We start from the raw sequence: 22,876 nt of genomic DNA, 5'->3' as shown, positions 1-22,876 counted from the left end.
TCAATCGCGGGAATCAGAGACGCCACAGGACCTGGATGCCCCAGCCGGCGCAGCCCACAAGCCAGACAATCGTGAAAACTTGCAAAACGAGTCGCAGTCCCACAGGCTTGATGTAATCCATGAAAATATTTCGCACGCCTACCCACACGTGCCAGATCAACGCCACGATCACGGAGAAGGTCAGCACCTTCATCCACTGGCTGGAGAAAATTCCAGCCCACAGGTCGTAGCCGATGGGGCCCTTGGAGAAAATCAGTTGTGCAAGCACGACGATGGTGAACAGGGCCATGAGGACTGCAGTCACGCGCTGACTGAGCCAGTCGCGCAGACCGTAGTGAGCACCCACAACAATGCGCTTGGAGCCGTAATTGACGGACATGGTGTTTTTTCCTTTGATCGTTGCTTGTGCGGCCCGCCACCAGGCAAAAGCCGCCGTGTTAATCAATACAGCCCGAACAGCTTGGCGCCCAGCACCAAGGTGAGAGCAATGCTGATCACGAGCGTGACAAGTGCAGACGACTTGCCAAATGCTTTGGTCACTGCGTCATGGTTGGTGTCCATCCACAGGTGGCGCAGACCCGCCATGAAGTGGTGCAGGTAGGCCCAGATCACGGCCAAAGCGGCAAGCTTTACGAACCAGCCAGGCACAAAACCGACCCCTGCATTGAAGGCTGCGGTAAAGCGTGCGAACGAAATCTCGGATGACAAGGAGGTGTCGAACATCCAGATGATGAACGGCAGCAGCAGGAACATGATGATTCCGCTCGCTCGGTGCAGGATGGAGACCCAGGCCGCCGGTGTCATGCGGTAGGTCGTCAGGTCCTTGAAGGCATTGATGTTGCGGAATTCAGGCCTTTTTTTGGCTAGTTCTGTCATGTCTGGTGCTTTCGTGGATGTAACTGCTTTGTAATTTGAAGATGCAAAGAACGCAAAATTCTATTGCAATGCAACAACGAGGGGTTTGAGTTGATCGGAATTTCTGATGTTGAATGAGGGTTGCCAGCCTGTTGTCAGCTCAGTTCGTTACGGTAGTGGTGCGTGTCCGTGAGGTAGAGGCCGCGACGTAACTCCATCGGAACATCGTTGTAGGTGTATGCGATTCTTTCCACGCTCAAAAGCGGCGTGACCGACGACACCTGCAAAAGCCGTGTCTGGTCTTCATCGGGCAGCACTGCTCGAATTTTTTCTTCTGCGCGCACCATCCGGACGCCGAAATCGAGTTCGAACATGGCGTAGGTGGGGCCTTGGTAATTGGCGAGTTGCTCGGCAGTGAGCCCCTTGAATGCCTGGCCAGGTAACCAGATGTCTTCGAGAATGGTCGGTACGCTGGCAAATGACAAGATGCGTTTGGCCTGCATGACGGCATCCCCGCTGCGCAAGGCCAGTGCGCGCGCCACGTCTGCGCTGGCGCGTACCCGTCGGCAATCTATGACCTGACGCTGTGCCGGGCCCTCGACCCGTGCGTCACCGGTGTCCGGTAGCAGTTTCAAAAAACGGTATTGCACATGCTGCTCGGCATGTGTGGCCACGAAGGTTCCCTTGCCTTGTTTGCGCATGACGAGGTTCTCTGCCGCCAGTTCGTCAATCGCCTTGCGCACCGTGCCCTGGCTCACGCGAAACCGCGCGGCCAACTCCATTTCGCTCGGAATCGCTTCGCCGGGCTTCCACTCGCCCTGCTGGAGGCTTTGCAGGATCAGCCCCTTGATCTGCTGATACAGCGGGCTGAAAGCGGGCGTCGATGCACCCACGGAGCCGGACGGCGTAGGCGGGCTGTCTGCAACAAACGGGAGGGAGGACATGGTTGGTGATGTGCGTGGGTTGTTGTATGGCAGCGCGATTGCCACGTGACAAACGAACGACAGGCGGGGTGTGATCATATCTTATATAAGACATAAGACAAATTGACTGAGTGGCTCAATCAAGGGTAAACTCCAAGGCTGTTTTGCGAGGCACGGGCTGCTGGTAACAGGCGCTGTGCTTGCGTTGCACTCACACCTGTTTTCCTCACTTTCTGGAGTTTTCACCATGAGCAAGAAGCCCGTCCGTGTTGCTGTCACCGGCGCTGCTGGCCAAATCGGTTACGCCCTGCTGTTCCGTATCGCTTCTGGCGAAATGCTGGGCAAAGACCAGCCTGTCATCCTTCAGTTGCTCGAGGTGCCGGTGGATGGCCCCCAAAAAGCGCTCAAGGGCGTGATGATGGAACTGGACGACTGCGCGTTCCCGCTGCTCGTCGAGATGACTGCCCACAGCGATCCCATGACCGCCTTCAAGGACGCTGACTACGCGCTGCTGGTCGGTTCGCGCCCTCGCGGCCCGGGCATGGAGCGTGCCGAGCTGTTGGCCGTCAATGGCGCCATCTTCACGGCACAAGGCAAGGCCCTGAACGCCGTGGCTTCGCGCAACGTGAAGGTGCTGGTGGTGGGCAACCCCGCCAACACCAACGCCTACATCGCCATGAAGAGCGCACCTGACCTGCCGCGCAAGAACTTCACTGCCATGCTGCGCCTGGACCACAACCGCGCCGCCAGCCAGATCGCTGCCAAGACCGGCAAGGCTGTGGCCGACATCGAAAAGCTGACCGTCTGGGGCAACCACTCGCCCACGATGTACGCCGACTATCGCTTCGCCACTATCAAGGGCGAAAGCGTGGCCAAGATGATCAACGACCAGGAATGGAACGCCAACACCTTCCTGCCCACCGTCGGCAAGCGCGGCGCTGCCATCATCGAAGCGCGTGGCCTGTCTTCGGCTGCCTCGGCCGCCAATGCCGCCATCGACCATATGCGCGACTGGGCTCTGGGCACCAACGGCAAGTGGGTCACTATGGGTATCCCGTCGGACGGCCAGTACGGCATTCCCAAAGACACCATGTTTGGCTTTCCCGTGACCTGCGAAAACGGCGAGTACAAGGTCGTTGATGGCCTGGAAATCGACGCCTTCTCGCAAGAGCGCATCAACATCACGCTGGCCGAGTTGCAGGGCGAGCAAGACGGCGTTAAACACCTGCTGTAAGAGACAGGCCTCCGTGCAAATGCAGCCGACGCCATTGGCATCGGGCCCACAGGCCGCCCATGTCCCCGTGCAGGGGCAGGGCGCTGCGCTTTCTTCGCCAGCGTCGTTGCGCGTTCACCCGCGTGACGTGCTGCTGGGCGCTCAGGCTCAAACCGGGTTTCTTCCTGTATGCGACCACTACAGCGGAGTGGAAGCGCGTATGCGAAAAAGCCTGCAGTTGCAGGCCGAAATGATGCAGGAGCTGGGCACCTGTGTTTTTGATGTCACTCTTGATTGTGAAGATGGCGCGCCCGTAGGTTTTGAGTCTGACCATGCCCGGCTGGTTGCCAGCCTGGCGCTGGCTGCGAACCCTTTGGCGCGTGTGGCAGCCCGTGTCCATGCGGTGGACCACCCGTCCTTCGTCAACGATATTGCGACGATTGCGGGGGAGGCCGGCCACAGGCTCTGCCACATCATGGTGCCCAAGGTGGAATCCGTGGACGATGTGCTGCGGGTTGAGCGAGCGCTCGCGCAATCCTGCAGCACACGCGTGCCACTTCATGTCTTGATCGAATCGCCCGCTGCTGTGCACCGCGCGTTCGAGATCGCGGCCCACCCTCTGGTGCAGAGCCTGAGCTTTGGTCTTATGGATTTTGTATCTGCCCATGGTGGTGCCATTCCTGCTTATGGCATGACATCCGGTGGGCAGTTTGCACACCCGCTGGTGGTGCGCGCCAAGCTTGAAATAGCAGCGGCCTGTCATGCCAACGGCAAGGTCCCCTCGCATTGTGTCGTGACTGAATTCACCGATGCTTCAGCCATGCTGGGAGCGGCTCGCCGCGCCGCGCTAGAGTTGGGCTACACCCGCATGTGGAGCATTCATCCAGCGCAGATCCGTCCGATCCTGGAGGCCTTTGCGCCACAGCAGGACGACATTGAAATGGCCGGCAAGATAATTGTGGCCGCAGATCAGGCGGACTGGGCGCCCATCCGTTTCGAGGGCGCGCTGCATGACCGCGCCAGTTACCGGTTTTATTGGCAAGTTCTCGAGCGCGCGCACAGCACAGGGCGTGCGCTTCCTCTTTCCGTGCGTGCGTGGTTTGGCGCAACGGCTTCTGTTCCATCGTGAGCTACTGAATATTCCCAAGCAGGACACCCCCATGAAATCCTTCATTGCTTCCGCCCTGATGTTGCTGGCCCCGGCCATCGTGTTGGCCCAAACCCCCGCCGCTTCCGATAGCAAGGCTGCTGCGAAGCCTGCGGCCAGCGCCAAAACCAAACCTGCAGCCAAACCTATAGCCAAGGCCCCCGCCGCCAAGAAGGCAGCGGTTGCCAAGAGGTCCGAGGCCACCAGCAGCCGTACACAGCTCCGCAGCGCCACGAGCCAGGTGGCAGCGGGCATTGTCGCGGCCGAAGCGGCGCTCTCGCCCGCTGAGTTGGCGATCGCGGAGCGTGTCCATGTCGGACGCATGCCCTGTGAATTGGGCGCCTTCGTCACGGTCTCTGCAGATGCGACGTCGCCAGGCCGCTTCAATGTGGAAGGTAAGGGTTTCAAGTACCACATGTCGCCAGTGGCCACGACCACGGGCACGGTTCGTCTGCAGGACGACAAGGGTGGCGCCGTGTGGTTGCAGATCGCCAACAAATCGATGCTGATGAACCAGCGCCTGGGCCAGCGCCTGGCAGATGAATGTATGAGCCCCGAGCAGGTGGTGGTGGCCGAGGCCATCAGGAAGAACCCACCTGTGAGCGTTCTTGAGCCCATGCCCGCTGGCAAATAAGCGCCAGAAGGCGCCCCAAAAGGCGCCTGAAGTTTCAATCACCAAAAGACGAACCCTTGTGCGTGCAAAGGTGACGGCCCTGGAGGCCATCGCTGGTAGGCGCGCCGCCTCACTTAAGAACGAAACCGGAGAAAGAAATGTTGAAAGATTACCGAGACCATGTCGCAGAACGTGCTGCATTGGGCATCCCACCACTGGCCCTCGAAGCCCCGCAGGTCGCCGAGCTGATCGAGCTGATCAAGAATCCGCCCGCCGGTGAGGAGGCTTTTCTGCTGGATTTGCTGACCCACCGCGTGCCGCCTGGTGTAGACGACGCTGCCAAGGTGAAGGCCAGCTTTCTTGCAGCCGTGGCGCACGGTGACATCACGGTGCGCCTGATCTCCAAAGCCAAGGCGACAGAATTGCTGGGCACCATGGTGGGTGGCTACAACGTGCATCCGCTGATCGAGTTGCTGGACGACGCGGAGGTGGCTGCCGTGGCCGCCGAGAGCCTGAAGAAGACGCTGCTGATGTTCGACTTCTTCAACGACGTGGCCCTCAAGGCCAAGGCCGGCAATGCCAAGGCCCAGGACGTCATCAAGAGCTGGGCCGATGCCGAGTGGTTCACTACCCGTCCCGAGGTCGAGAAAAAGATCACCGTCACGGTATTCAAGGTGCCAGGCGAAACCAACACCGACGACCTCTCGCCCGCGCCGGACGCCACCACGCGCCCTGACATCCCGCTGCATTACCTTGCCATGCTGAAGAACACGCGCGAAGGCGCGGCGTTCAAGCCCGAAGAAGACGGCAAACGCGGCCCTATGCAGTTCATCGAAGACCTCAAGAAGAAGGGCCACCTCGTGGCCTATGTGGGCGACGTGGTGGGCACTGGCTCCAGCCGCAAGTCTGCAACCAACAGCGTGATCTGGGCCACGGGCCAGGACATCCCCTTTGTGCCCAACAAGCGCTTTGGTGGTGTGACGCTGGGCGGCAAGATTGCCCCCATCTTCTTCAACACCCAGGAAGACTCAGGCTCCCTGCCTATTGAAGTGGACGTTTCCGGGCTCGAAATGGGCGATGTGGTCGACATCCTGCCCTACGACGGCAAGATCGTGAAAAACGGCGCGACCGTCGCCGAGTTCAAGCTCAAGAGCGACGTGTTGTTTGACGAAGTGCGCGCTGGCGGCCGTATCAACCTGATCATTGGCCGCTCGCTGACGGCGAAGGCCCGGGAGTTCCTGGGCCTGCCTGCCTCCACGCTGTTCCGCCTGCCCACTGCGCCAGTGGCCACCAAAGCCGGCTTCACGCTGGCCCAGAAGATGGTGGGCCGCGCCATTGGCCTGCCGGAAGGCCAGGGCGTGCGCCCCGGTACGTATTGCGAACCCAAGATGACTACCGTGGGCTCGCAAGACACCACGGGCCCCATGACCCGCGACGAGCTGAAGGATCTGGCGTGCCTGGGCTTCTCGGCCGATCTGGTCATGCAATCGTTCTGCCACACGGCGGCCTACCCCAAGCCCGTGGACGTGAAAACGCACCGCGAACTGCCTGCCTTCATGAGCAACCGCGGTGGCGTGGCCCTGCGACCTGGCGATGGTGTGATTCACAGCTGGCTCAACCGCTTGCTGCTGCCGGACACCGTGGGCACTGGTGGTGATTCGCACACCCGTTTCCCTATCGGCATTTCGTTCCCCGCAGGCTCTGGTCTGGTGGCTTTCGGTGCGGCGACGGGTGTGATGCCTTTGGACATGCCTGAATCGGTGCTGGTGCGCTTCAAGGGCGAAATGCAGCCTGGCGTGACGCTGCGCGACTTGGTGCATGCCATTCCGTTGTACGCCATCAAGCAAGGCTTGCTGACGGTGGCCAAGGCCGGCAAGATCAACGCGTTCTCGGGCCGCATCCTCGAAATCGAAGGCCTGCCCAACCTGAAGGTGGAGCAAGCGTTTGAACTGTCGGACGCCTCGGCAGAGCGCTCCGCCGCTGGTTGCACGATCAAGCTCAACCCCGAACCCGTCAAGGAATACCTCACCAGCAACGTCGTGCTGATGAAGAACATGATCGCCGACGGCTACGCAGATGCACGCACGCTGCAGCGTCGTATCGAAAAGGTGGAAGCCTGGCTGGCTAATCCCAACCTGCTCGAAGCCGACAAGGATGCTGAATACGCTGCCGTCATCGAGATCGATCTGGCCGACATCAAGGAACCCATCCTGTGCTGCCCCAACGACCCTGATGACGCCAAGACCCTGTCGGAAGTGGCGGGCACCAAGATCGATGAAGCCTTCATCGGTTCGTGCATGACCAACATCGGCCACTTCCGCGCTGCAGCCAAGTTGCTGGGCGGCAGCCGTGACATCCCCGTCAAGCTGTGGGTGGCACCACCGACCAAGATGGACGAGAGCGAGCTGATCAAGGAAGGCCACTACGCCAACTTTGGCGCTGCTGGTGCCCGCACCGAAATGCCCGGCTGCTCACTGTGCATGGGCAACCAAGCACAGGTGCGCGAAGGCGCTACCGTGGTGTCGACATCCACCCGCAACTTCCCCAACCGCCTGGGCAAGAACACCAACGTGTTCCTGGCCTCTGCCGAGCTGGCCGCCATCGCGTCCAAGCTGGGCAAGATCCCCACGGTGGCCGAGTACCACGACGCCATGGGCATCGTGAACAAGGATGGGGCCTCGATCTACAAGTACCTGAACTTCGACCAGATCGAAGAGTACGCAGAGATTGCCAAGGGCGTTGCTGCCTGAAGCTTCGGTGATCCGAATTAAAAACCCGCTTCGGCGGGTTTTTTTATGATCGGCAGCGCCCGGGATGAGGCGCCGACACCCTTGATTCGCGCGTGCTGGGTCCTGGGCGGGCGCCAAATGCCCCTGGGGCATCAGGTCGCAGGGCTGTCTTTGTTGTCTTTTGGTGGCGACTTGTCCTCTGCAGGTTTGGGCGTCAATTTGCTCGCTAGAAAATCGTCGAACCCCTTCATGACCAGCGCATAAGTCTTGTTGATGCCTTGTTCGATGGGGCTGTCTGCTCCCAATACGTTCAAGCCGCTCAGGATATCTTTGGCTTCGCCAAAACCGCGTTCAAAGCCGCCACGGATCAGACCGACAAAATCCTTCGCCAGCGCGTCGGGGTCCTTGCCCTTGTTTTGAAGCTGCGCTGCAAACGCGTCATAGAAAGCGGTAGACAAAGACAGAATGCGGCCCGCCGTTGCCTCGGGGCTTGCGTCTGGCGCGTCGGCGGTGCCAATGGCATTCGGCCCCAACTCAGCGGTCAGAAATTCATTGATGCGGTCAATGGCTGTGCGGTACAGCAAGGTCAGCGACGAATTGCCCGACTGGATGGATACATCCATCGACGCTTGCAGGATTTGTGCGTTCTGCTGGCTGCGCAGGTCACTGGCCGAGGTGTTGTTGGCTGACGTGGGTGACTGGGCCCTCTGCGCCGCCCCTTGCCCCTCCTTCGTCCCTTTCACCTCTTGGGCCGACGACGCACTGTTCACGGACGGGGCCACAGTGCTGGTGGGGTTGGCGGCTGCCGGTGTGGCAGTGCGGGGGAATCCCATAGAAGGCGTGACCATGCTGATCTCCGGGTGATGTTGCAAGGGTTGCTTTCCCTCTAGTTATCGACCAACAGGCCGAAAAAGTTGAATATAGTGGGTAAAAGACAGTTTTTTCAGGCTTTAGAGGCGGGTTGAAGCGCCGACCTGGTATGGGCCGCGATGGGTGCGGTGACTGACCATTGCCACGAGCACTGGCTTGCAGCCCCAGGGGCAGTCTCGCTGGCGTCCGTAGGTGTGGCGCGGGGTGGCTTGGCTTGAAGGATTTGAAACCCGGCGCTGCATGAAGCCGGTGGCCTGCCCTTGAGCGAAGAGGCTAGAAGGGCGGAGTGGCTTTGAATGCTATTTAAAAGATAGCTTCTGGCGCTTATAGGATAGGCACTAGAGCTCGATTTGAATGATATTTGCAGATGGCCGCCGATGGCCGACGGTGTCCTGACGTTCTTTGGCGGTGACGTATTCAGGCCCACTGTCCAACACGCCAACACGCTGTGAACGGCGTGGCATTGGCGGCATTCGGGTCACAGCGGCCCTGCCTGCATCAATCCTGCGGTCGGAAGCCAATCACGAGTGACGAGGGCACGCGTCCATCCACATCGCGGGGCAGCGTTTCGGTCTTGTCGAGCGCACGTAGCACGGCATCGTCCCAGGCCTTGTTGCCACTCGCTTGCACCAAGCGTTTGCCCACGATGGTGCCGTCCGGCGACAGCTTGACTTCCACCTCTGCGCGCGGGTTGCCCGAAATCGCATCGGGATACACAATGTTCGGTTTGACCTTGGCGGCCACTTTGCCGCCATAGCTGCCCGATGGGCCCGCACTGCGCTGCGCGTTGCCAGTGGCTGTCTCGCCGCCCGTGGCACCGGCCAGCCCTTGCATGCGGCGCATATTGTCTTCGCGCAACTTGGCCAGTTGCTTGTCGTTGGCCTCGGCCTTGCGCTTGGCGGCTTCTTCGGCTTTGCGCTTGTCTTCGGCCAGTTTTTTCTGCTTCTCCAGCTTTTCCTGCTCGGCCTTTTTCTGTTCGGCCAGCTGCTTTTCGTGCTGCTCCTGCGCTTTCTCTTTCTCTTTTTGCAGGCGCTCTTTCTTCTCCTGCTCCAGGCGGTCGCGGCGCTCGTCTTCTTTGCGTTCACGCTCCCGTTTTTCACGTTCAAGCTGCTGCGCGCGCGCTTTTTTCTCCTGCTCCAGGCGCTTCTTCTCGCGCTCGATGGCGATGTCGGCCTCGTGGGTGTCGGGGGGCGGAGGTGGCGCGACACGCACGGGTGGCGGGGCGGGCGGCGGTGGTGCGGGCAGCGTGACTGGGGTGGGTTCTGGCACCGGTGTTGGCGTGGGAGGTGGCGGTGGCGTCACGGCGCGCGGGGCGGCTTGCGTGGGCACGGCGGCCCACAATTCGGCCTCGACCGCCGGCTGATCAGCGGTGTTCTTCCAGTTCACGCCCCAGGTGAGGGCGCCAATCAGCACCAGATGCACCAGCACCGCCAGTGTGATGGCGCGCATGCGCGCGGGGGGGCGAGGCGGGGAGAACTGATCGCGGTCGGTATGGGCGTGCATGGACGTGAGAGCGGGCGGCGACGGTAGGGTTCAACCGCCTTGTTTGACGGACAATCCCACGCGTTGCACGCCCGCCTTTTGCAAGGCGTCCATGGCCTTCACCACGGATTCGTACTGCACACCTTTGTCTGCGCTGATGACCACGGCGCTGTTGTCTGTGCCCAGCGACTTTTGCCAGCGGCTGGCTGCATCACCGATTTCACGCTGGTTCAGGCTGCGCGTGGCGTCGGGGGTCTTGAATTGGAGCGAGCCATCCTTGTTGACGATGACCTGCGCCACGACCTTGGGCATATTTTTGCCTTTGCCTACGCTGGGGACATCGATCATGCCCGGCGTGAGCATTGGCGCCGTCACCATGAAAATGATGAGCAGCACCAGCATCACGTCGATGAACGGGACCATGTTGATCTCGTTGATGGTGCGGCGGCCTCGGCCGCGGGATGCCATGGCGGGCATGGTGATATCTCCGTGCTCAGTGGCCTGAGGCCGTGCCTGTGGGCGCGGGCTGTGCGCCCAGGTTGCGCTGCAGGATGTTGGAGAACTCCTCGATGAAGGTCTCCTGGTGTGTGGCCACGCGGTCGATGTCGCGCGCAAAACGGTTGTAGGCGATCACGGCCGGAATGGCAGAGAACAAACCGATGGCAGTGGCCACCAGCGCTTCGGCGATGCCTGGCGCCACGGTGGCCAGCGTGACCTGTTCCATGCCCGCAAAGCCCGTGAAGGCATGCATGATGCCCCACACCGTGCCAAACAGGCCGACATACGGAGACACGGAGCCCACCGAGGCCAGGAAGGACAGGCTGGACTCGATCACGTCCATCTCGCGCTGGAAACTCGCGCGCATGGCCCGGCGTGCGCCGTCGAGCAATGTGCCGGGGTCCACGATGCGGCGCTCGCGCAATTTTTGGTACTCGCGCATGCCGCTGGCGAAGATACGTTCCATGGGCCCGGCCTGCTTGGCGTTCTGGGCCGCACTGGCATACAGATCATTGAGGCTGGTGCCTGACCAGAACTCGCGCTCGAAATCGTCGTTGAGCGTTTTTACGCGCTGGAGGGCAAACAGCTTGCGAAAAATGGCCGCCCAGCTGGCGACGGAAACGCCCAGCAGCAATAGCATCACGAGTTGCACCACCCAACTGGCGTGTAGCACCAGAGAGATGATGGACATGTCTTGGGAGTTCATGGTGTGAGTTGTTCCAGAAGGGTGCTCGGGATTCTTGCGGGGCGCATCGTGGCGGCATCGACCCATCCGATGCGGATGGTGCCTTCATTCAGCAAAACCGGGGGCTGGTGGGTCATTTGCTCTGGTTTCAGGAGCGCCTGCTGCATTATTGTCAACGATGCGCGGCCCGTCTCTTGAAGGGCCGCGGTAACAATCAGTTCGTCGTCCAGGCGGGCAGGGCGGTGGTAGCGCAGCTGCGCATCCGTTACGACAAACATGCCGCCGGTTTGTTCCCTGAGTAGTTGCTGGCCGATGCCCAGCGAGCGTAGCCACTCCGTGCGCGCGCGTTCAAAGAATTTGAGGTAATTGGCATAGAACACGATACCCCCGGCATCGGTGTCCTCCCAATAAACGCGGATCGGTAACTCAAACGCCACGCCAGCCCCTTAGCCGAGCAATGTGCGCAGCCGCGCCACGGATTCTTGCAGCTGCGCCATGGAGTTGGCGGTGGAGAACCGGATGAAACGCTCGGGTTCCGCCGTGCCAAAGTCGCGCCCCGGCGTCACCGCAATGTGCGCGCGGCGCATCAGTTCAAACGCAAAGTCCCAGCTACCGTTCACGCCCAGGCGCTGTGCAGCTTGGGTGCAGTCGGCCCAGGCGTAGAAGGCGCCGTCGGGCATCACGGGCACCGTGAGGCCCAGCGATTGCAGGGCCGGGATGAAGTAATCGCGCCGCGCCTTGAACTCGGCGCGGCGGCGTTCGTATTCGGCAATGCTCTCGGGCTCGAAGCAGGCCAGCGCGGCGTGCTGCGACACCGTGCTGGCACAGATAAACAGGTTCTGCGCCAGGCGCTCGACCACCGGCACCATGGCGTCGGGCACCACCATCCAGCCCAGGCGCCAGCCGGTCATGTTGAAGTATTTGCTGAAGCTGTTGATGCTGATGATGTTGTCGTCAATCGCCAAGGCTGTGTGGCCGAACTCTTCCTCGTACGACAGGCCCAGGTAGATCTCGTCGATCATCGTGATGCCGTCGTGCGACCGCACTACGTCATGGATGCGGCGCAGCTCATCGGGCGCAATCGAGGTACCCGTGGGGTTGGACGGCGAGGCCAGCAAAACGCCCCGCGTCTTCTCGCCCCAGGCGGCACGCACCTTGTCCGCACTCAGCTGGTAACGCTCGGCCGCGGTGGTGGGCAGCAGCACGGCCTTGCCTTCTGCGGCACTCACGAAGTGGCGATTGCAGGGGTAGCTGGGGTCGGGCATCAGGATCTCGTCGCCCGCCTCGATCAACGCCAGGCACGCGAGCTGCAGCGCCGCCGATGCGCCGGCCGTCACCACAATGCGCCGGGCGGGCACGTTCACGCCAAAGCGGCTCAGGTACCAGCCGCTGATGCGCTCGCGCAGAGCATCCAGACCGAGTGCATTGGTGTATTGCGTTGTTCCGTTGTGGATGGCGCGCGCTGCGGCTTCCTGCACCAAAGACGGCGCGGTGAAGTCGGGCTCGCCAATGTTCAAAAAGATCATCGGCTCGCGCGTGCCCGCCACTTCGCGGGCGAGGGCCTGGGCGGCCTTGGCCACTTCCATCACGTAGAACGGTTCGATGCGCTCGGCGCGCGTGGAAAACTTCATGGGAAGGCATCCTGCCCGTGGGGGGACGGGCGTGGTTCGGGAAGACGGTGCACCGGGCGTGACAGCATGCGTGCTGCAGCAGCACGGCGCGGGTGGCGCGTTCAGGCGCCTTCGGAAGCGTTGGCTTGCGATGCCGCGGGTGCGGTGGCCGCGCCAGAGGCTTTGTCGGCCGCCACTTCCTGTGCTCGCAGCTTGGGGGCCAGGCCGTTGAGCACGGCATTCACATACTTGTGGCCGTCGGTGCCGCCAAACTCCTTGGCCAGCTCAATACACTCGTTGAGCACCACGCGCCAGGGCACGTCCAGGCAGTTCTGAAACTCATACACGCCGATCCACATCACCGCGTGCTCAATGGGCGAAATCTCGGCCATCTTGCGGTCCAGCAGCGGGGTGATCAGCGCATCCATGTCGGCGGCTTGGGCAATAGAGCCGTGCAGCAGCGCGTCGTAATGGGCCGAGTCGGCCTTGTGAAAGCCGGCCAGGTCGCGGGTGAATGCATCGATGGCCTCGGGGGCGTTGCCGCCCACCAGATGCTGGTACAGCGCCTGCAGCGCAAATTCGCGTGCGCGGCTGCGGCCTGATTTGGAGGCCGCCTTGCGGGTGCCCGTGGCCTTGAGGCCGGTGCGCGTTTGTTTTGGGGGGCGGGTGTTTTCGCTCATGACAGATCGTCCAGCAGGTTGGCCATCTCCACCGCCACGCGGGCTGCGTCCACGCCCTTGTCGGTCTGGCGTGCAATCGCCTGGTCCATGTTTTCGGTGGTGATGATGGCGTTGGCGATCGGTGTCTGGTAGTCCAGCGCCAGGCGCGTCACGCCTGCGCCGGATTCATTGGCCACCAGTTCGAAGTGGTAGGTCTCGCCGCGGATGATGCAACCCAGGGCGATCAGCGCGTCGTAGTTGTCGCTCTCGGCCATGGCCTGCAGGGCCACGGGCACTTCAAGTGCGCCGGGCACGAGTACGTGCGTGATGTTTTTCTCTTGCACGCCAAGGGCCAGCAATTCGCCCCGGCAAGCGGCGGCCAGCGAATTGGTGATGCCTTCATTGAAGCGGGCCTGCACGATGCCGATGTGCAGTTTTTTACCGTCCAGGCGGTCTGCCGTGCCTTTGTCTGCGCCAAACATATGTGGTGTGCTCTTTATTCTTTGGGGATGAAACCGGTGATTTCGAGGCCGTAACCGGCCATGCTGGGCATGCGGCGCGGCTGGCCCATGAGCGCCATTTTCTGAACGCCACATTCGCGCAGGATCTGTGCGCCTACGCCGTAGGTACGCAGATCCATGCGGCCACGTTCGGGGGCCTGCGCGGCGCGGGCCGTGCCCTCGAACTGGTCCAGCAGCTGCGCAGCGCTCTCGTTGCAATTGAGCAGCACGGCCACCCCTTTGCCCTGCGATGCCAGGTATTGCAGGCTGGTGTCCAGCCCCCACGAATGCATGGAGCGGTTGACCTCCAGCGCGTCCAGCACCGACAGGGGTTCGTGCACACGCACGGGCACCACCTCGTCGGCACCCCATTGGCCCTTGACGAGCGCGAGGTGCACGGCCTGGCTGGGTTTGTCGCGGAATGCGTGGGCCGTGAACTCGCCAGCGGCCGTTTTCAGCGTGCGCGTGCCTACCTTTTCGACCAGCGATTCGGTGCGGCTGCGGTATTCGATCAGGTCGGCAATGGTGCCGATCTTGATGCCATGTTCGGCGGCGAAGAGCTGCAGATCGGGCAGGCGCGCCATGGTGCCGTCGTCTTTCATGATCTCGCAGATCACGGCGGCGGGGCTGCAGCCGGCCATCAGGGCCAGATCGCACCCGGCTTCGGTGTGGCCGGCACGCATGAGCACGCCGCCTTCAACGGCCTGCAGCGGAAAGATGTGACCGGGCTGCACCAGGTCACTGGCCACGGCGCCCGGCGCCACGGCGGCTTGCACGGTGCGCGCGCGGTCGGCGGCCGAGATGCCGGTGGTCACCCCTTCGGCAGCTTCGATCGAGACGGTGAAGGCCGTGCCCATCTTGGTGCCGTTGCGGGCCACCATGGGCGGCAGCTGCAGGCGCTCGCAGCATTCGCGCGAGAGGGTCAGGCAGATCAGGCCACGGCCGAAGCGGGCCATGAAATTGATGGCCTCTGGCGTGACGTGGTCGGCGGCCAGGACGAGGTCACCTTCGTTTTCGCGGTCTTCTTCATCCACCAGGATGACGACGCGCCCGGCACGCATCTCGGCCACGATGTCTTGGACCGGCGAAATAGGCACAGGGGTGAGGGGGGTGTTCATGGAAAAAGGCTTTCATTGGGGCCGCAGCGCAGGTTCTTCAGGCCGGGGGCTTGGCCAGCGAATGCCATGCCACCCCGAGAACCATCCAAAGAACATGCGATGCGGCGCTGCCGCACGTCACAGGGCGGTGTGTTGTATGCCGCCGCTGCCAAAGAGCAAAGATGGGATTTTAGTTCACCAGGGGCCTGCGTGCTGGCGCCGCGCGGCATCAAGCCGCGCCGTGCTTGTGTTGCCTCAAATAGAGGCGCCCTGCAGCGTCACATCCGACGCGGGGTAGGCGACGCAGGGCAACACGCAGCCTTCGGCTTTTTCTTCGGCCGAAAGGCCGGGCCACTCGACGGCATAACGCACGGTGCCTTCCACCAGCTGGCCGATGCAGGTGCGGCAGGTGCCGTTGCGGCATGAGCTGGGCCAGTCAATGCCGCCTTGCTCCAGGGACAGCAGCAGGGGTTGCTCAGGCCAGGCATCACATTGCAGACCGTCGGGTTCGACCTTGGCGATAAAAAAGGGGAGGGTGGGGTTCGTCATGGGGCAGGCGCGGGATGGATGGTCAATCGGCGGAAACAGCACGGCCAGGTTCAGCCGGCAGCGGGTGTGGTGCGTGTCCACACCAGCAAAAGATTGTTGGCCGGCAGCGCGTGGCGCTCGCTCAGCACGAGGCCGGCATCTGCAGCAACGGCAGCCACGTCTTCGATGCGCCGTATGCCCCAGGCGGCGTCTTGGGCGCGCAGGCTGGCGTCAAACGCCAGGTTGCCGGGCGCGGTGGGCACGCCGTCTTCCAGATAGGGGCCATAGGTCACCAGGTGCCCGCGCGGTGCCAGATGGCGTGCGGCCCCCTGCATCAGCCCGGAGCAGCAGGCCCAGGGCGCTATGTGCAGCATGTTGGCGCAAAAGACGAGGTCAAACGACGTGCCGAACGGCGGCCTGTCGCTGGGCCATGCGCTGCGCTGCACATCAAGGCGCAAGGGGGGTTGCACATTGCGGGCGCCGCCGTGCAGTGCCCAGCCGGTGATCGAGCCGAACTGCGCGTCGGTCAGGTCGGTGGGCTGCCAGCGCCAGCCGGGCAGGGCGGCGGCAAAGTGCGCCGCGTGCTGGCCGGTGCCGCTGGCGATCTCCAGCGCCGCGCCCGTGGGGCCCAGCAACGCCTGGAGCTGCGCCAGGATGGGCTCCCGATTGCGCTCGGCGGCAGGGCTGTGGTGAAGCATGGGGTCGGACATTTGAGTGATTTTGGCCTGTAGCGCTTGTCTGTTAAGCGCAAGCAGCTATCAAATAGTGAGTAAATTGCGGTGGCGGCTGGCATTTTGCCTGGCCGTGTTGCGTGGCGCAGGTGCCTTGTTTTTCAGCACCACAAGTGCTTTCCTTGTAAATCAAGCACTTAGGCCGGTCATACAAAGCTTGCGCAGAGTTATCCACATGATTGTTCAGTGCGGGCAGGGATAACCCCGTGGTTTTCCCCTGTGCACTGGCGCCGCTGGGTGGAGGGCAGTACCCCTGGGTGAGGTTTGGCGTACTTGCATTATTTTTAAGCAGCGCAATGATATTCCTTAAAAATCAACCACTTAGGGACGTCATCCCAGGCTTGTCCAGAGTTATGCACAGGATTGTCCAGTGCTGACAGGGATAACCCGTGCGTCGATGGTTCCGGTGTGCTTAAAAATGAAGCAATGCAGGGGCGCGCCTTGCAAATCAATGACTTAGGTCGGTCATACAAGACTTGCCCTCAGTTATCCACATGATTGTCCAGCGCTCACAGGGATAACCCGCAGTACGTCGGGGTCAGGACTTGCTGCCCCGTGGTGCCAACACCAGCACCAATGCCCACATCAACACCCGCACCAACACCAACGTTCAGGCCGTAACCTTCACGTCCTTCCAGAACGCCACGCGACCGCGAACCTCTTCGGCTTCGGGTTTGGGGTCGGCATAGAACCAGGCCGCATCGGTGTTCATCTCGCCGTTGACCAGCAGAGACATGTAGCTGGCCTGGCCCTTCCAGGCGCACGTGGTCTTGTGGTTGCTGAAAGTGAAGTACTCGCGCTTGAGTGCGCTTTCGGGAAAGTAGTGGTTGCCTTCGACCACCACGGTGTCATCGCTCTCGGCAACGACCACGCCGTTCCAGACTGCCTGCATGGAAGAATCCTTGATAAAAAGGGCCTTGGGCGCTTGATGAATAAGCGCGTACAGCTACAAAATTGTGAGTGGTTGCGTGCCAGGCACACATCGGTGTGTGCCCAACGGGCCTTGAAAAGGCATGAATACCTTACCTGATTCATCATTCCCCTCAAGGGGTGTGGCCTGCGCCCAGGCGTGCCCCACGCAGTCGCCTGCGCAACCACGCGCGGGCGCGGCGTGGCTTAAAGTGCCACGCGGGGCGGGCACTCGATAGGCGCTCGCCAGCGTGTATTTCCTTTTCCTCTTTTTTGTGACAACAGGAGAACCATCACCATGGGTATTGATTTCAAGGGCCGCGTGGCCATCGTGACGGGCGCCGGTGGTGGCCTGGGCCGCCAGCATGCGCTGGCGCTGGCGGCGCGCGGCGCCAAGGTGATGGTCAACGATCTGGGCGGCGCGCTCGATGGCAGTGGTGGCACCGTGGGCGCGGCGCAGGCCGTGGTTGACGAGATCCGCGCGGCGGGCGGCGAGGCGCTGGCCAACGGCGCGTCGGTCACCGACTTTGCGGCGGTCGAAGCCATGGTGCAGCAGGCCATCGACGCCTGGGGCCGGGTGGACATCCTGGTCAACAACGCGGGCATCCTGCGCGACAAGTCGTTTGCCAAGATGGACATGGCCGACTTCCGCCTGGTGGTGGATGTGCACCTGATGGGCGCCGCCCACTGCTGCAAGGCCGTGTGGCCGCACATGGTGGCCCAGCAGTACGGCCGCATCGTCATGACCACGTCGTCCACCGGCCTGTATGGCAACTTTGGCCAGGCCAACTACGGTGCGGCCAAGCTGGCCCAGGTGGGCCTGATGCAGACGCTCGCGATTGAAGGCGCCAAGCACAACATCCACGTGAACGCGCTGGCCCCCACGGCCGCCACCCGCATGACCGAAGGCCTGATGCCGCAAGAGGTGCTGGACGCCCTCAAGCCCGAGGCCGTGGTGCCCGCCATGCTGGTGCTGGCGCACGAAAGCGCGCCCACGCGCACCATTTTGTGCGCTGGTGCGGGCACGTTCGAAGCGGCCCACATCACGCTGACCGAGGGCATCCACGTGGGGATCGGCGCGGATGTGCCCGAGCAGCTGGCGGCCCGCTTGGCCGAGGTCACTGCGCGTGCTGGCGAGCAGGTACCACAAAGTGGCGCAGCACAGGGGACCAACGAAGTGGGAAAGGCGTTGGCCGCAAGGGCATGATATTTGTCCGGGCGCGCCAGCCTGCTCCGTGCTAAGTTCCGCTCCGACAGACGACGGATCGTTAAAAATACCTATGAGCACTTTGCACGAAAAACTGGCCGCGTACCCGATAGACACGCTCGGAGGGATTCGCCGCGGCATCGAAAAGGAAGGCTTGCGCGTACAGCCCTCCGGCGATCTGGCCCTGACGCCGCACCCGGCGGCGCTGGGCTCGGCGCTCACGCACCCGCACATCACCACCGACTACAGCGAGTCGCAGATCGAACTGGTCACGGGCGCCCACCTGGGTGTGCAGCAGTGCCTGGACGAACTCACCGAGATTCACCAATTCGCACTGCGCGCGCTGCATGCACAAGGCGACGAGACGCTGTGGGTGTCGAGCATGCCCTGCCGCCTGCCCACGGACGAGACGATTCCGCTGGCGCGTTATGGCAGCTCCAACGTCGGGCGCGCCAAAAGCGTCTATCGCATGGGCCTGGGCCACCGTTATGGCCGACGCATGCAGACCATTTGTGGCATTCACTACAACTGGTCGATGCCGGGTGTCACCAGCGAGCAGTATTTCTCGCTGATCCGCAACTTTCGCCGCCATGCCTTTGTGCTGCTGTACCTGTTTGGTGCCTCGCCTGCGCTGTGTCCGTGTTTTGCCCAGGGCCGCCCCCACGCGCTGCAGCGCCTGAGCGATCAGGCCTTGTACCTGCCCCACGCCACCTCGCTGCGCATGGGGCGCCTGGGCTACCAGAGCGACGCGCAAGCCACGCTGGCCGTGAGCTATAACGGCCTGCAAGGCTACGCCGACTCGCTGCACGAGGCGCTCACCAAGCCCTATCCGGCCTATGAGGCCGTGGGCATCCGCAATCCCGGCGGTGATTACAACCAGCTGGGCACCAGCCTGCTGCAGATTGAAAACGAGTTCTACGGCACCATCCGTCCCAAGCGCGTGATCCACCCCGGCGAGCGCCCGCTGCATGCGCTGCGCGAGCGCGGTGTCGAGTATGTCGAGGTGCGCCTGATGGACCTCGACCCCTTCGTGCCCGTGGGCATCACGGCCGAGACCATGCGCCTGCTGGATGTGTTTTTGCTGCACTGCCTGCTCTCCGACAGCCCGCCCGACACTCCCAACGAGATCACTGAGCTCAAACACAACCAGCACCTCACGGCCGCGCGTGGCCGCGAGCCGGGCCTGTGCTTGCTGCGCAATGGTCAGAACGTGCCGCTGGTGGACTGGGCCGCGCAGGTGCTGGACGAATGTGTGCCGCTGGCCGCAGCGCTGGACGCCACGCACGCCAGTGGCGACTACAGTGCCGCCCTCGCCAGTGCGCGCGCGCTGGTGGCGCAGCCAGCGCAAACGCCTTCGGCCCGTGTGCTTGCACAGATGGCGCATGCGCACGACAACAGTTTCACCGCCTTTACCCTGAGCCAGTCCTTGCAGGCCCGCGACACGCTGCTGGCCCTGCCGTGGAGCGCCGACCAGCAGGAGCGCCACGCCGCGCAGGCCGAGCAGTCCCTGGTCAGCCAGAAGGCCATTGAAGACGGCGACACCCAGCCTTTTGAAGAGTGGCGCCAGCACTACATGGCCGCCCAGGGTTTGGGATAACCGGCCGCTGCGCACGTTGATGGACCCTGTCATGGCCACAGGCACCGCCTTGCGACTTCGGATGGCGGCGCGCCTTCGTGCCATGCGGCGCGTGGCCCTGAGCCATTACGTACTCAACGGTCTGGTGGGCGCCGCCGGCCTGCTGCTGATCTCGGCCAGTGTGCACCTGTGGCTGGGTGCGCTGGCGGCAGCCGCCGCCACCGTGGGGGTGATCGTCGCGATTCCGCCGGACAGCGTGGCGCCCCGGCGCGGCAAGTTCTGGCAGATGCTGCCTGGGCCGGTGTTGAGCATGCCGCTGTTTTTTGCCGTGCAGTGGCTGCATCCCACGCCCGTGCTGCTGGGACTGTTGCTGGTGCCGGCCACCTTTTTGGTGTTTTTGGGCATGGCGTGGGGCAAGCGCGGTGCGCCGGTCGCCATTGCCATCATGCTGGCCATGGTGTTTGCCATGGCCGTACCCGTGCACACGGGCGGCGAGCCGGCAGCGGCTGCACTGTCGACCACCTTGTATTTCGGCCTGGGGGCGCTGCTGTATCTGCCGTTTTCGCTGGTGGCCAACCACCTTCTCAATGCGCGCTATCGCGTGCAACTGCTCGCCGACACGTTGTTGTCCACGGCGGGCCTTCTGCGCCTGCAGGCCCAGCAATTTTCTCCTGCTGCGCCAGGCAGCACGCCCGTGCTGCTGACCGGCCAGCTGCTGCGCCGCCACGCCACGCTGGCCGACCAGCTGCAGTCGGCACGCGACGTGGTGCTCGAAGCGCCCGACACCCCACGGCGCCAGCGCCTGGCGGGCATGCTGGTGCAGGTGCTGGAAATGCGCGACCACCTGCTGGCCTGCGAACTGGATCTCGACACCTTGCACAGCCAGCCGGGGCAGGCCCCCGCACTGGCGGGGCAGCAGGTGGTGCTGCGGGCCCTGGCCGCCAAGGTCGCGCTGCTGGCGGACGATTTGCTGCTGGGCCGCAAACCCATGCCGTTTGAGAGCCTGCGGGGGCGACTGCAAACCCTTGCCTCGACCCCGGTGCACGGTGATGACGGCGCTGCTGCCGCAGTGGGTTTTGCACCCGGGCTGCTCGCGCAGGCCCTGGCGGGCCGCATTGGCCGCATCAACGACGAAGTGCTGCACCTGATCGCCCTGGCCCGCGACGAGGCCGAACCCGACCTGGCCGTGGTACGCCGCAACTGGCAGATGTTTGTCAGCCCCACCACCTGGTCGTGGAAGCCCTTTGCGGGGCTGTGGCGCTGGCAGGCCCCCGCGCTGCGCCATGCGCTGCGTGCGGCAGCGGCCATTGCGGTGGGGTTTGCCGTGGCGCAGCTGTTGCCCTGGGGCACCCACGCCTATTGGGTGGTGCTGACCATCGTCGTGGTGCTGCGCGGCAGCCTAGCGCAGACGCTGGAGCGCCGCAACAGCCGCGTTCTGGGCACCGTGGTGGGTTGCGTGCTGACCCTGGGCCTGCTGGCGGCGCATCTGCCGCCGCTGGCGCTGATCGCCTGGTTGACGCTGGCGCAGGGGGTAGCGCACGGGTTTGCCTTGCGCCGCTATGTGGTGACGGCGGTGGCCGCCACCACGCTGGGCCTGCTGCAGGCGCACATGCTCAACAGCGGCGAAAGCACCACCTTTGCGCTGTTCGAGCGCATTGCCGACACCCTGATCGGCACGGGCATCGCCTGGGCCTTTGCCTATGTGTTGCCGTCCTGGGAGCGTACGCAGCTGCCAGGCCTGGTGGAGCGCACGCTCACGGCGCAGGCGCGCCACATGCATGTCGCCCTGGGGCTGGGGCAGTTCCAGGCGGTGGACACTGCGCCCGAGCTGGCCTGGCGCCTGGCCCGGCGCGAAGCGTATGACAGCCTCTCGGCGCTGGTGCAGGCTACGCAGCGCTCACTGGTCGAGCCGCGTGCCGTGCGCCCGCCGCTGGCCCCGCTGGAGCATTTGCAGGCCCACAGTTACCAGTTGCTGGCGCAGCTCACCGCCGTCAAAGCCCTGCTGGTGCTGCGCCGCGACCTGCTGCAAGCCGATCAGGTGCAGGGGCCGCTGGCACAGGCTGCCGAACGCATCAATGCACTGCTGCTGGGTGCGGCACCACCTCCCGCAGTTGCGGCAGACGCATTGGCATCGCCCGTGCCCGAACCCTTGCCCAGCCCCTTGGAGCGCGACCTCACCCCCTGGCTGCTGCGCCGCCTGTGGCTGGCCACCGACCTGGCGGCACAGGTGCGCGCTGACGCGGATCTGGTGCGGGCCTGGCTGGCACCTTCGACACCACCTTCATTGCTGCCGGAGCGCGCTGCTCCCACAGCAGACGGGCTGCCACAAAAATAGCGTGCCAGGATGCCTGTGCACTGGCTTGGCGCCCATCCGGTGCAGGGCTTTGCCGCAGGGCGTTCGCAGTGGTCAGAGCGAAGCAGTCAGGGCGCAGTGCGCGCTGGTTCCCACTGCAGCAGCGCCTCATCCCGCCAATACACCGCTGCATCGAAAAAACCCTCCCACACGCAGCCGTTGCAGCCCCGGCCGCAACAGGTGGTGGGCTCGGGCGGTGGGGTGCGAAGCCGGATGCCGGCGCCAGCGGCCCGGGCCTGCAGCGCCGCGAACATGGCCCTTGCCGACGCCGCATCCCCGATGGGGGCTGTGATGGCGTTGAGCGCGTCAACGGTACCCGCCGCTGCACCCCTGTTCACCGGGCGCCGCGTTGCGCTTTGAAGCGGCGCAACGCGTAGTTCACCAAAAATGCCAGCCCCAGCACCAGCGCAAACCAGCCCACCAGCGTGACCTGGGCCATCAGTTCGCGCACGCTGGTCGACCGCGCCACATACGGTGCCAGCAAGATCACCAGCCCGATCAGTGCGCAGGTCACGCCCTTGAACAACATCTCCTTGTCTGTCTTGCTGATGGTGCGGACCGGGGGCGCGGGTGTTTTGCCGGGGGCGATTTTGGGGCGGGGCATGGTGTTCAATAGCGTGTTGCGGCGGCGGTGGGCAGACCGCGATTATCCTTGCCACCCACCGACAGACTTGTACGACGAAGAAAGACC

General features: G+C 63.2%; 24 protein-coding genes. 7 read left to right on the top strand and 17 right to left on the bottom strand.

All coding sequences use genetic code 11. The features are described from left to right. Positions 1-13: 13 nt before the first annotated feature. The 3 genes from sdhD to KI609_RS16040 all read right to left on the bottom strand — a co-directional run bounded on the left by sdhD (position 14) and on the right by KI609_RS16040 (position 1,799). Positions 14-379 carry a succinate dehydrogenase, hydrophobic membrane anchor protein gene (gene sdhD, locus KI609_RS16050; protein ID WP_226444579.1) on the bottom strand — a complete coding sequence of 122 codons (366 nt, stop codon included), beginning with the start codon at positions 377-379 and terminating at the stop codon, positions 14-16. Positions 380-441: 62 nt separating this feature from the next. Further along, on the bottom strand, positions 442-876 hold the full coding sequence (gene sdhC, locus KI609_RS16045) for a succinate dehydrogenase, cytochrome b556 subunit (protein ID WP_226444578.1): 435 nt from the start codon (positions 874-876) through the stop codon (positions 442-444). Between the two features lie 134 nt (positions 877-1,010). Beyond that, a complete protein-coding gene (locus KI609_RS16040) occupies positions 1,011-1,799 on the bottom strand; it encodes a GntR family transcriptional regulator (RefSeq protein ID WP_226450472.1) in 789 nt (262 codons plus the stop codon). Between the two features lie 226 nt (positions 1,800-2,025). Here KI609_RS16040 and KI609_RS16035 point away from each other — a divergent pair, with 226 nt between their 5' ends. From KI609_RS16035 to acnB, 4 genes are all read left to right on the top strand, one after another. After that, the gene (locus KI609_RS16035) at positions 2,026-3,012 is read left to right on the top strand and encodes a malate dehydrogenase (protein ID WP_226444577.1); all 987 of its coding nucleotides are present in this window, start codon (positions 2,026-2,028) and stop codon (positions 3,010-3,012) included. A 19-nt stretch (positions 3,013-3,031) separates the two neighbouring features. Beyond that, on the top strand, positions 3,032-4,120 hold the full coding sequence (locus tag KI609_RS16030) for an HpcH/HpaI aldolase/citrate lyase family protein (protein ID WP_226450470.1): 1,089 nt from the start codon (positions 3,032-3,034) through the stop codon (positions 4,118-4,120). Between the two features lie 31 nt (positions 4,121-4,151). After that, entirely contained in the window at positions 4,152-4,772 is a 621-nt protein-coding gene (locus tag KI609_RS16025; RefSeq protein ID WP_226444576.1) for a hypothetical protein, read from the top strand. A 137-nt stretch (positions 4,773-4,909) separates the two neighbouring features. Continuing rightward, positions 4,910-7,501, top strand: a complete 2,592-nt coding sequence (acnB, locus tag KI609_RS16020) for a bifunctional aconitate hydratase 2/2-methylisocitrate dehydratase (RefSeq protein WP_226444575.1) — start codon at positions 4,910-4,912, stop codon at positions 7,499-7,501. A 131-nt stretch (positions 7,502-7,632) separates the two neighbouring features. Here acnB and KI609_RS16015 read toward each other — a convergent pair whose 3' ends face one another. The 12 genes from KI609_RS16015 to KI609_RS15960 form a co-directional block, all read right to left on the bottom strand. Continuing rightward, positions 7,633-8,328 carry a DUF5610 domain-containing protein gene (locus tag KI609_RS16015; protein WP_226444574.1) on the bottom strand — a complete coding sequence of 232 codons (696 nt, stop codon included), beginning with the start codon at positions 8,326-8,328 and terminating at the stop codon, positions 7,633-7,635. Between the two features lie 520 nt (positions 8,329-8,848). Further along, positions 8,849-9,853 (bottom strand): cell envelope integrity protein TolA, encoded by a 1,005-nt coding sequence (gene tolA / locus KI609_RS16010; RefSeq protein WP_226444573.1) that lies wholly within the window; start codon positions 9,851-9,853, stop codon positions 8,849-8,851. Positions 9,854-9,883: 30 nt separating this feature from the next. Continuing rightward, positions 9,884-10,309: a biopolymer transporter ExbD gene (locus tag KI609_RS16005; protein WP_226444572.1), complete on the bottom strand. Its 426-nt coding sequence runs from the start codon at positions 10,307-10,309 to the stop codon at positions 9,884-9,886. A 16-nt stretch (positions 10,310-10,325) separates the two neighbouring features. Then, the gene (gene tolQ, locus KI609_RS16000) at positions 10,326-11,036 is read right to left on the bottom strand and encodes a protein TolQ (protein WP_226444571.1); all 711 of its coding nucleotides are present in this window, start codon (positions 11,034-11,036) and stop codon (positions 10,326-10,328) included. Next, on the bottom strand, positions 11,033-11,452 hold the full coding sequence (gene ybgC, locus KI609_RS15995; protein WP_226444570.1) for a tol-pal system-associated acyl-CoA thioesterase: 420 nt from the start codon (positions 11,450-11,452) through the stop codon (positions 11,033-11,035). The genes tolQ and ybgC overlap by 4 nt, the downstream gene beginning before the upstream one ends. Before the next feature lie 9 nt (positions 11,453-11,461). Further along, positions 11,462-12,646 (bottom strand): pyridoxal phosphate-dependent aminotransferase, encoded by a 1,185-nt coding sequence (locus tag KI609_RS15990; RefSeq protein WP_226444569.1) that lies wholly within the window; start codon positions 12,644-12,646, stop codon positions 11,462-11,464. A 101-nt stretch (positions 12,647-12,747) separates the two neighbouring features. Then, entirely contained in the window at positions 12,748-13,305 is a 558-nt protein-coding gene (nusB, locus tag KI609_RS15985; protein WP_226444568.1) for a transcription antitermination factor NusB, read from the bottom strand. Continuing rightward, the gene (gene ribH, locus KI609_RS15980; protein WP_226444567.1) at positions 13,302-13,766 is read right to left on the bottom strand and encodes a 6,7-dimethyl-8-ribityllumazine synthase; all 465 of its coding nucleotides are present in this window, start codon (positions 13,764-13,766) and stop codon (positions 13,302-13,304) included. Before ribH ends, nusB begins: the two co-directional genes overlap by 4 nt. A gap of 14 nt (positions 13,767-13,780) precedes the next feature. Then, positions 13,781-14,902, bottom strand: a complete 1,122-nt coding sequence (gene ribBA, locus KI609_RS15975) for a bifunctional 3,4-dihydroxy-2-butanone-4-phosphate synthase/GTP cyclohydrolase II (RefSeq protein ID WP_226444566.1) — start codon at positions 14,900-14,902, stop codon at positions 13,781-13,783. A gap of 234 nt (positions 14,903-15,136) precedes the next feature. Next, complete coding sequence (locus tag KI609_RS15970) at positions 15,137-15,430, bottom strand: 2Fe-2S iron-sulfur cluster-binding protein (protein ID WP_226444565.1); 294 nt, start codon at positions 15,428-15,430, stop codon at positions 15,137-15,139. 50 nt (positions 15,431-15,480) lie between these two features. Next, entirely contained in the window at positions 15,481-16,119 is a 639-nt protein-coding gene (locus tag KI609_RS15965; RefSeq protein ID WP_226444564.1) for a DUF938 domain-containing protein, read from the bottom strand. A 631-nt stretch (positions 16,120-16,750) separates the two neighbouring features. Next, complete coding sequence (locus KI609_RS15960) at positions 16,751-17,032, bottom strand: DUF427 domain-containing protein (RefSeq protein WP_226444563.1); 282 nt, start codon at positions 17,030-17,032, stop codon at positions 16,751-16,753. Positions 17,033-17,347: 315 nt separating this feature from the next. Between KI609_RS15960 and KI609_RS15955 the strand changes: the two genes are divergently transcribed. The 3 genes from KI609_RS15955 (at position 17,348) to KI609_RS15945 (ending at position 22,167) form a co-directional block, all read left to right on the top strand. Further along, entirely contained in the window at positions 17,348-18,256 is a 909-nt protein-coding gene (locus KI609_RS15955) for an SDR family NAD(P)-dependent oxidoreductase (RefSeq protein ID WP_226444562.1), read from the top strand. A 73-nt stretch (positions 18,257-18,329) separates the two neighbouring features. Beyond that, positions 18,330-19,853 (top strand): glutamate--cysteine ligase, encoded by a 1,524-nt coding sequence (gene gshA, locus KI609_RS15950; RefSeq protein ID WP_226444561.1) that lies wholly within the window; start codon positions 18,330-18,332, stop codon positions 19,851-19,853. A 31-nt stretch (positions 19,854-19,884) separates the two neighbouring features. Then, entirely contained in the window at positions 19,885-22,167 is a 2,283-nt protein-coding gene (locus KI609_RS15945; protein WP_226444560.1) for an FUSC family protein, read from the top strand. An 86-nt stretch (positions 22,168-22,253) separates the two neighbouring features. Here the strand turns inward: KI609_RS15945 and KI609_RS15940 are convergent, their stop codons facing one another. Both KI609_RS15940 and KI609_RS15935 read right to left on the bottom strand, forming a co-directional pair. Beyond that, the gene (locus KI609_RS15940; protein WP_226450468.1) at positions 22,254-22,439 is read right to left on the bottom strand and encodes an oxidoreductase-like domain-containing protein; all 186 of its coding nucleotides are present in this window, start codon (positions 22,437-22,439) and stop codon (positions 22,254-22,256) included. Between the two features lie 80 nt (positions 22,440-22,519). Beyond that, entirely contained in the window at positions 22,520-22,789 is a 270-nt protein-coding gene (locus KI609_RS15935) for a hypothetical protein (RefSeq protein ID WP_413463327.1), read from the bottom strand. Between the last annotated feature and the right edge of the window lie 87 nt (positions 22,790-22,876).

It is taken from the genome of Acidovorax radicis, assembly GCF_020510705.1.
Classification (GTDB): Bacteria; Pseudomonadota; Gammaproteobacteria; order Burkholderiales; family Burkholderiaceae_C; genus Acidovorax; species Acidovorax radicis_A.
Note: the sequence above shows the minus strand (reverse complement) of the source record. Positions and strands in the feature narration are given on the sequence as shown.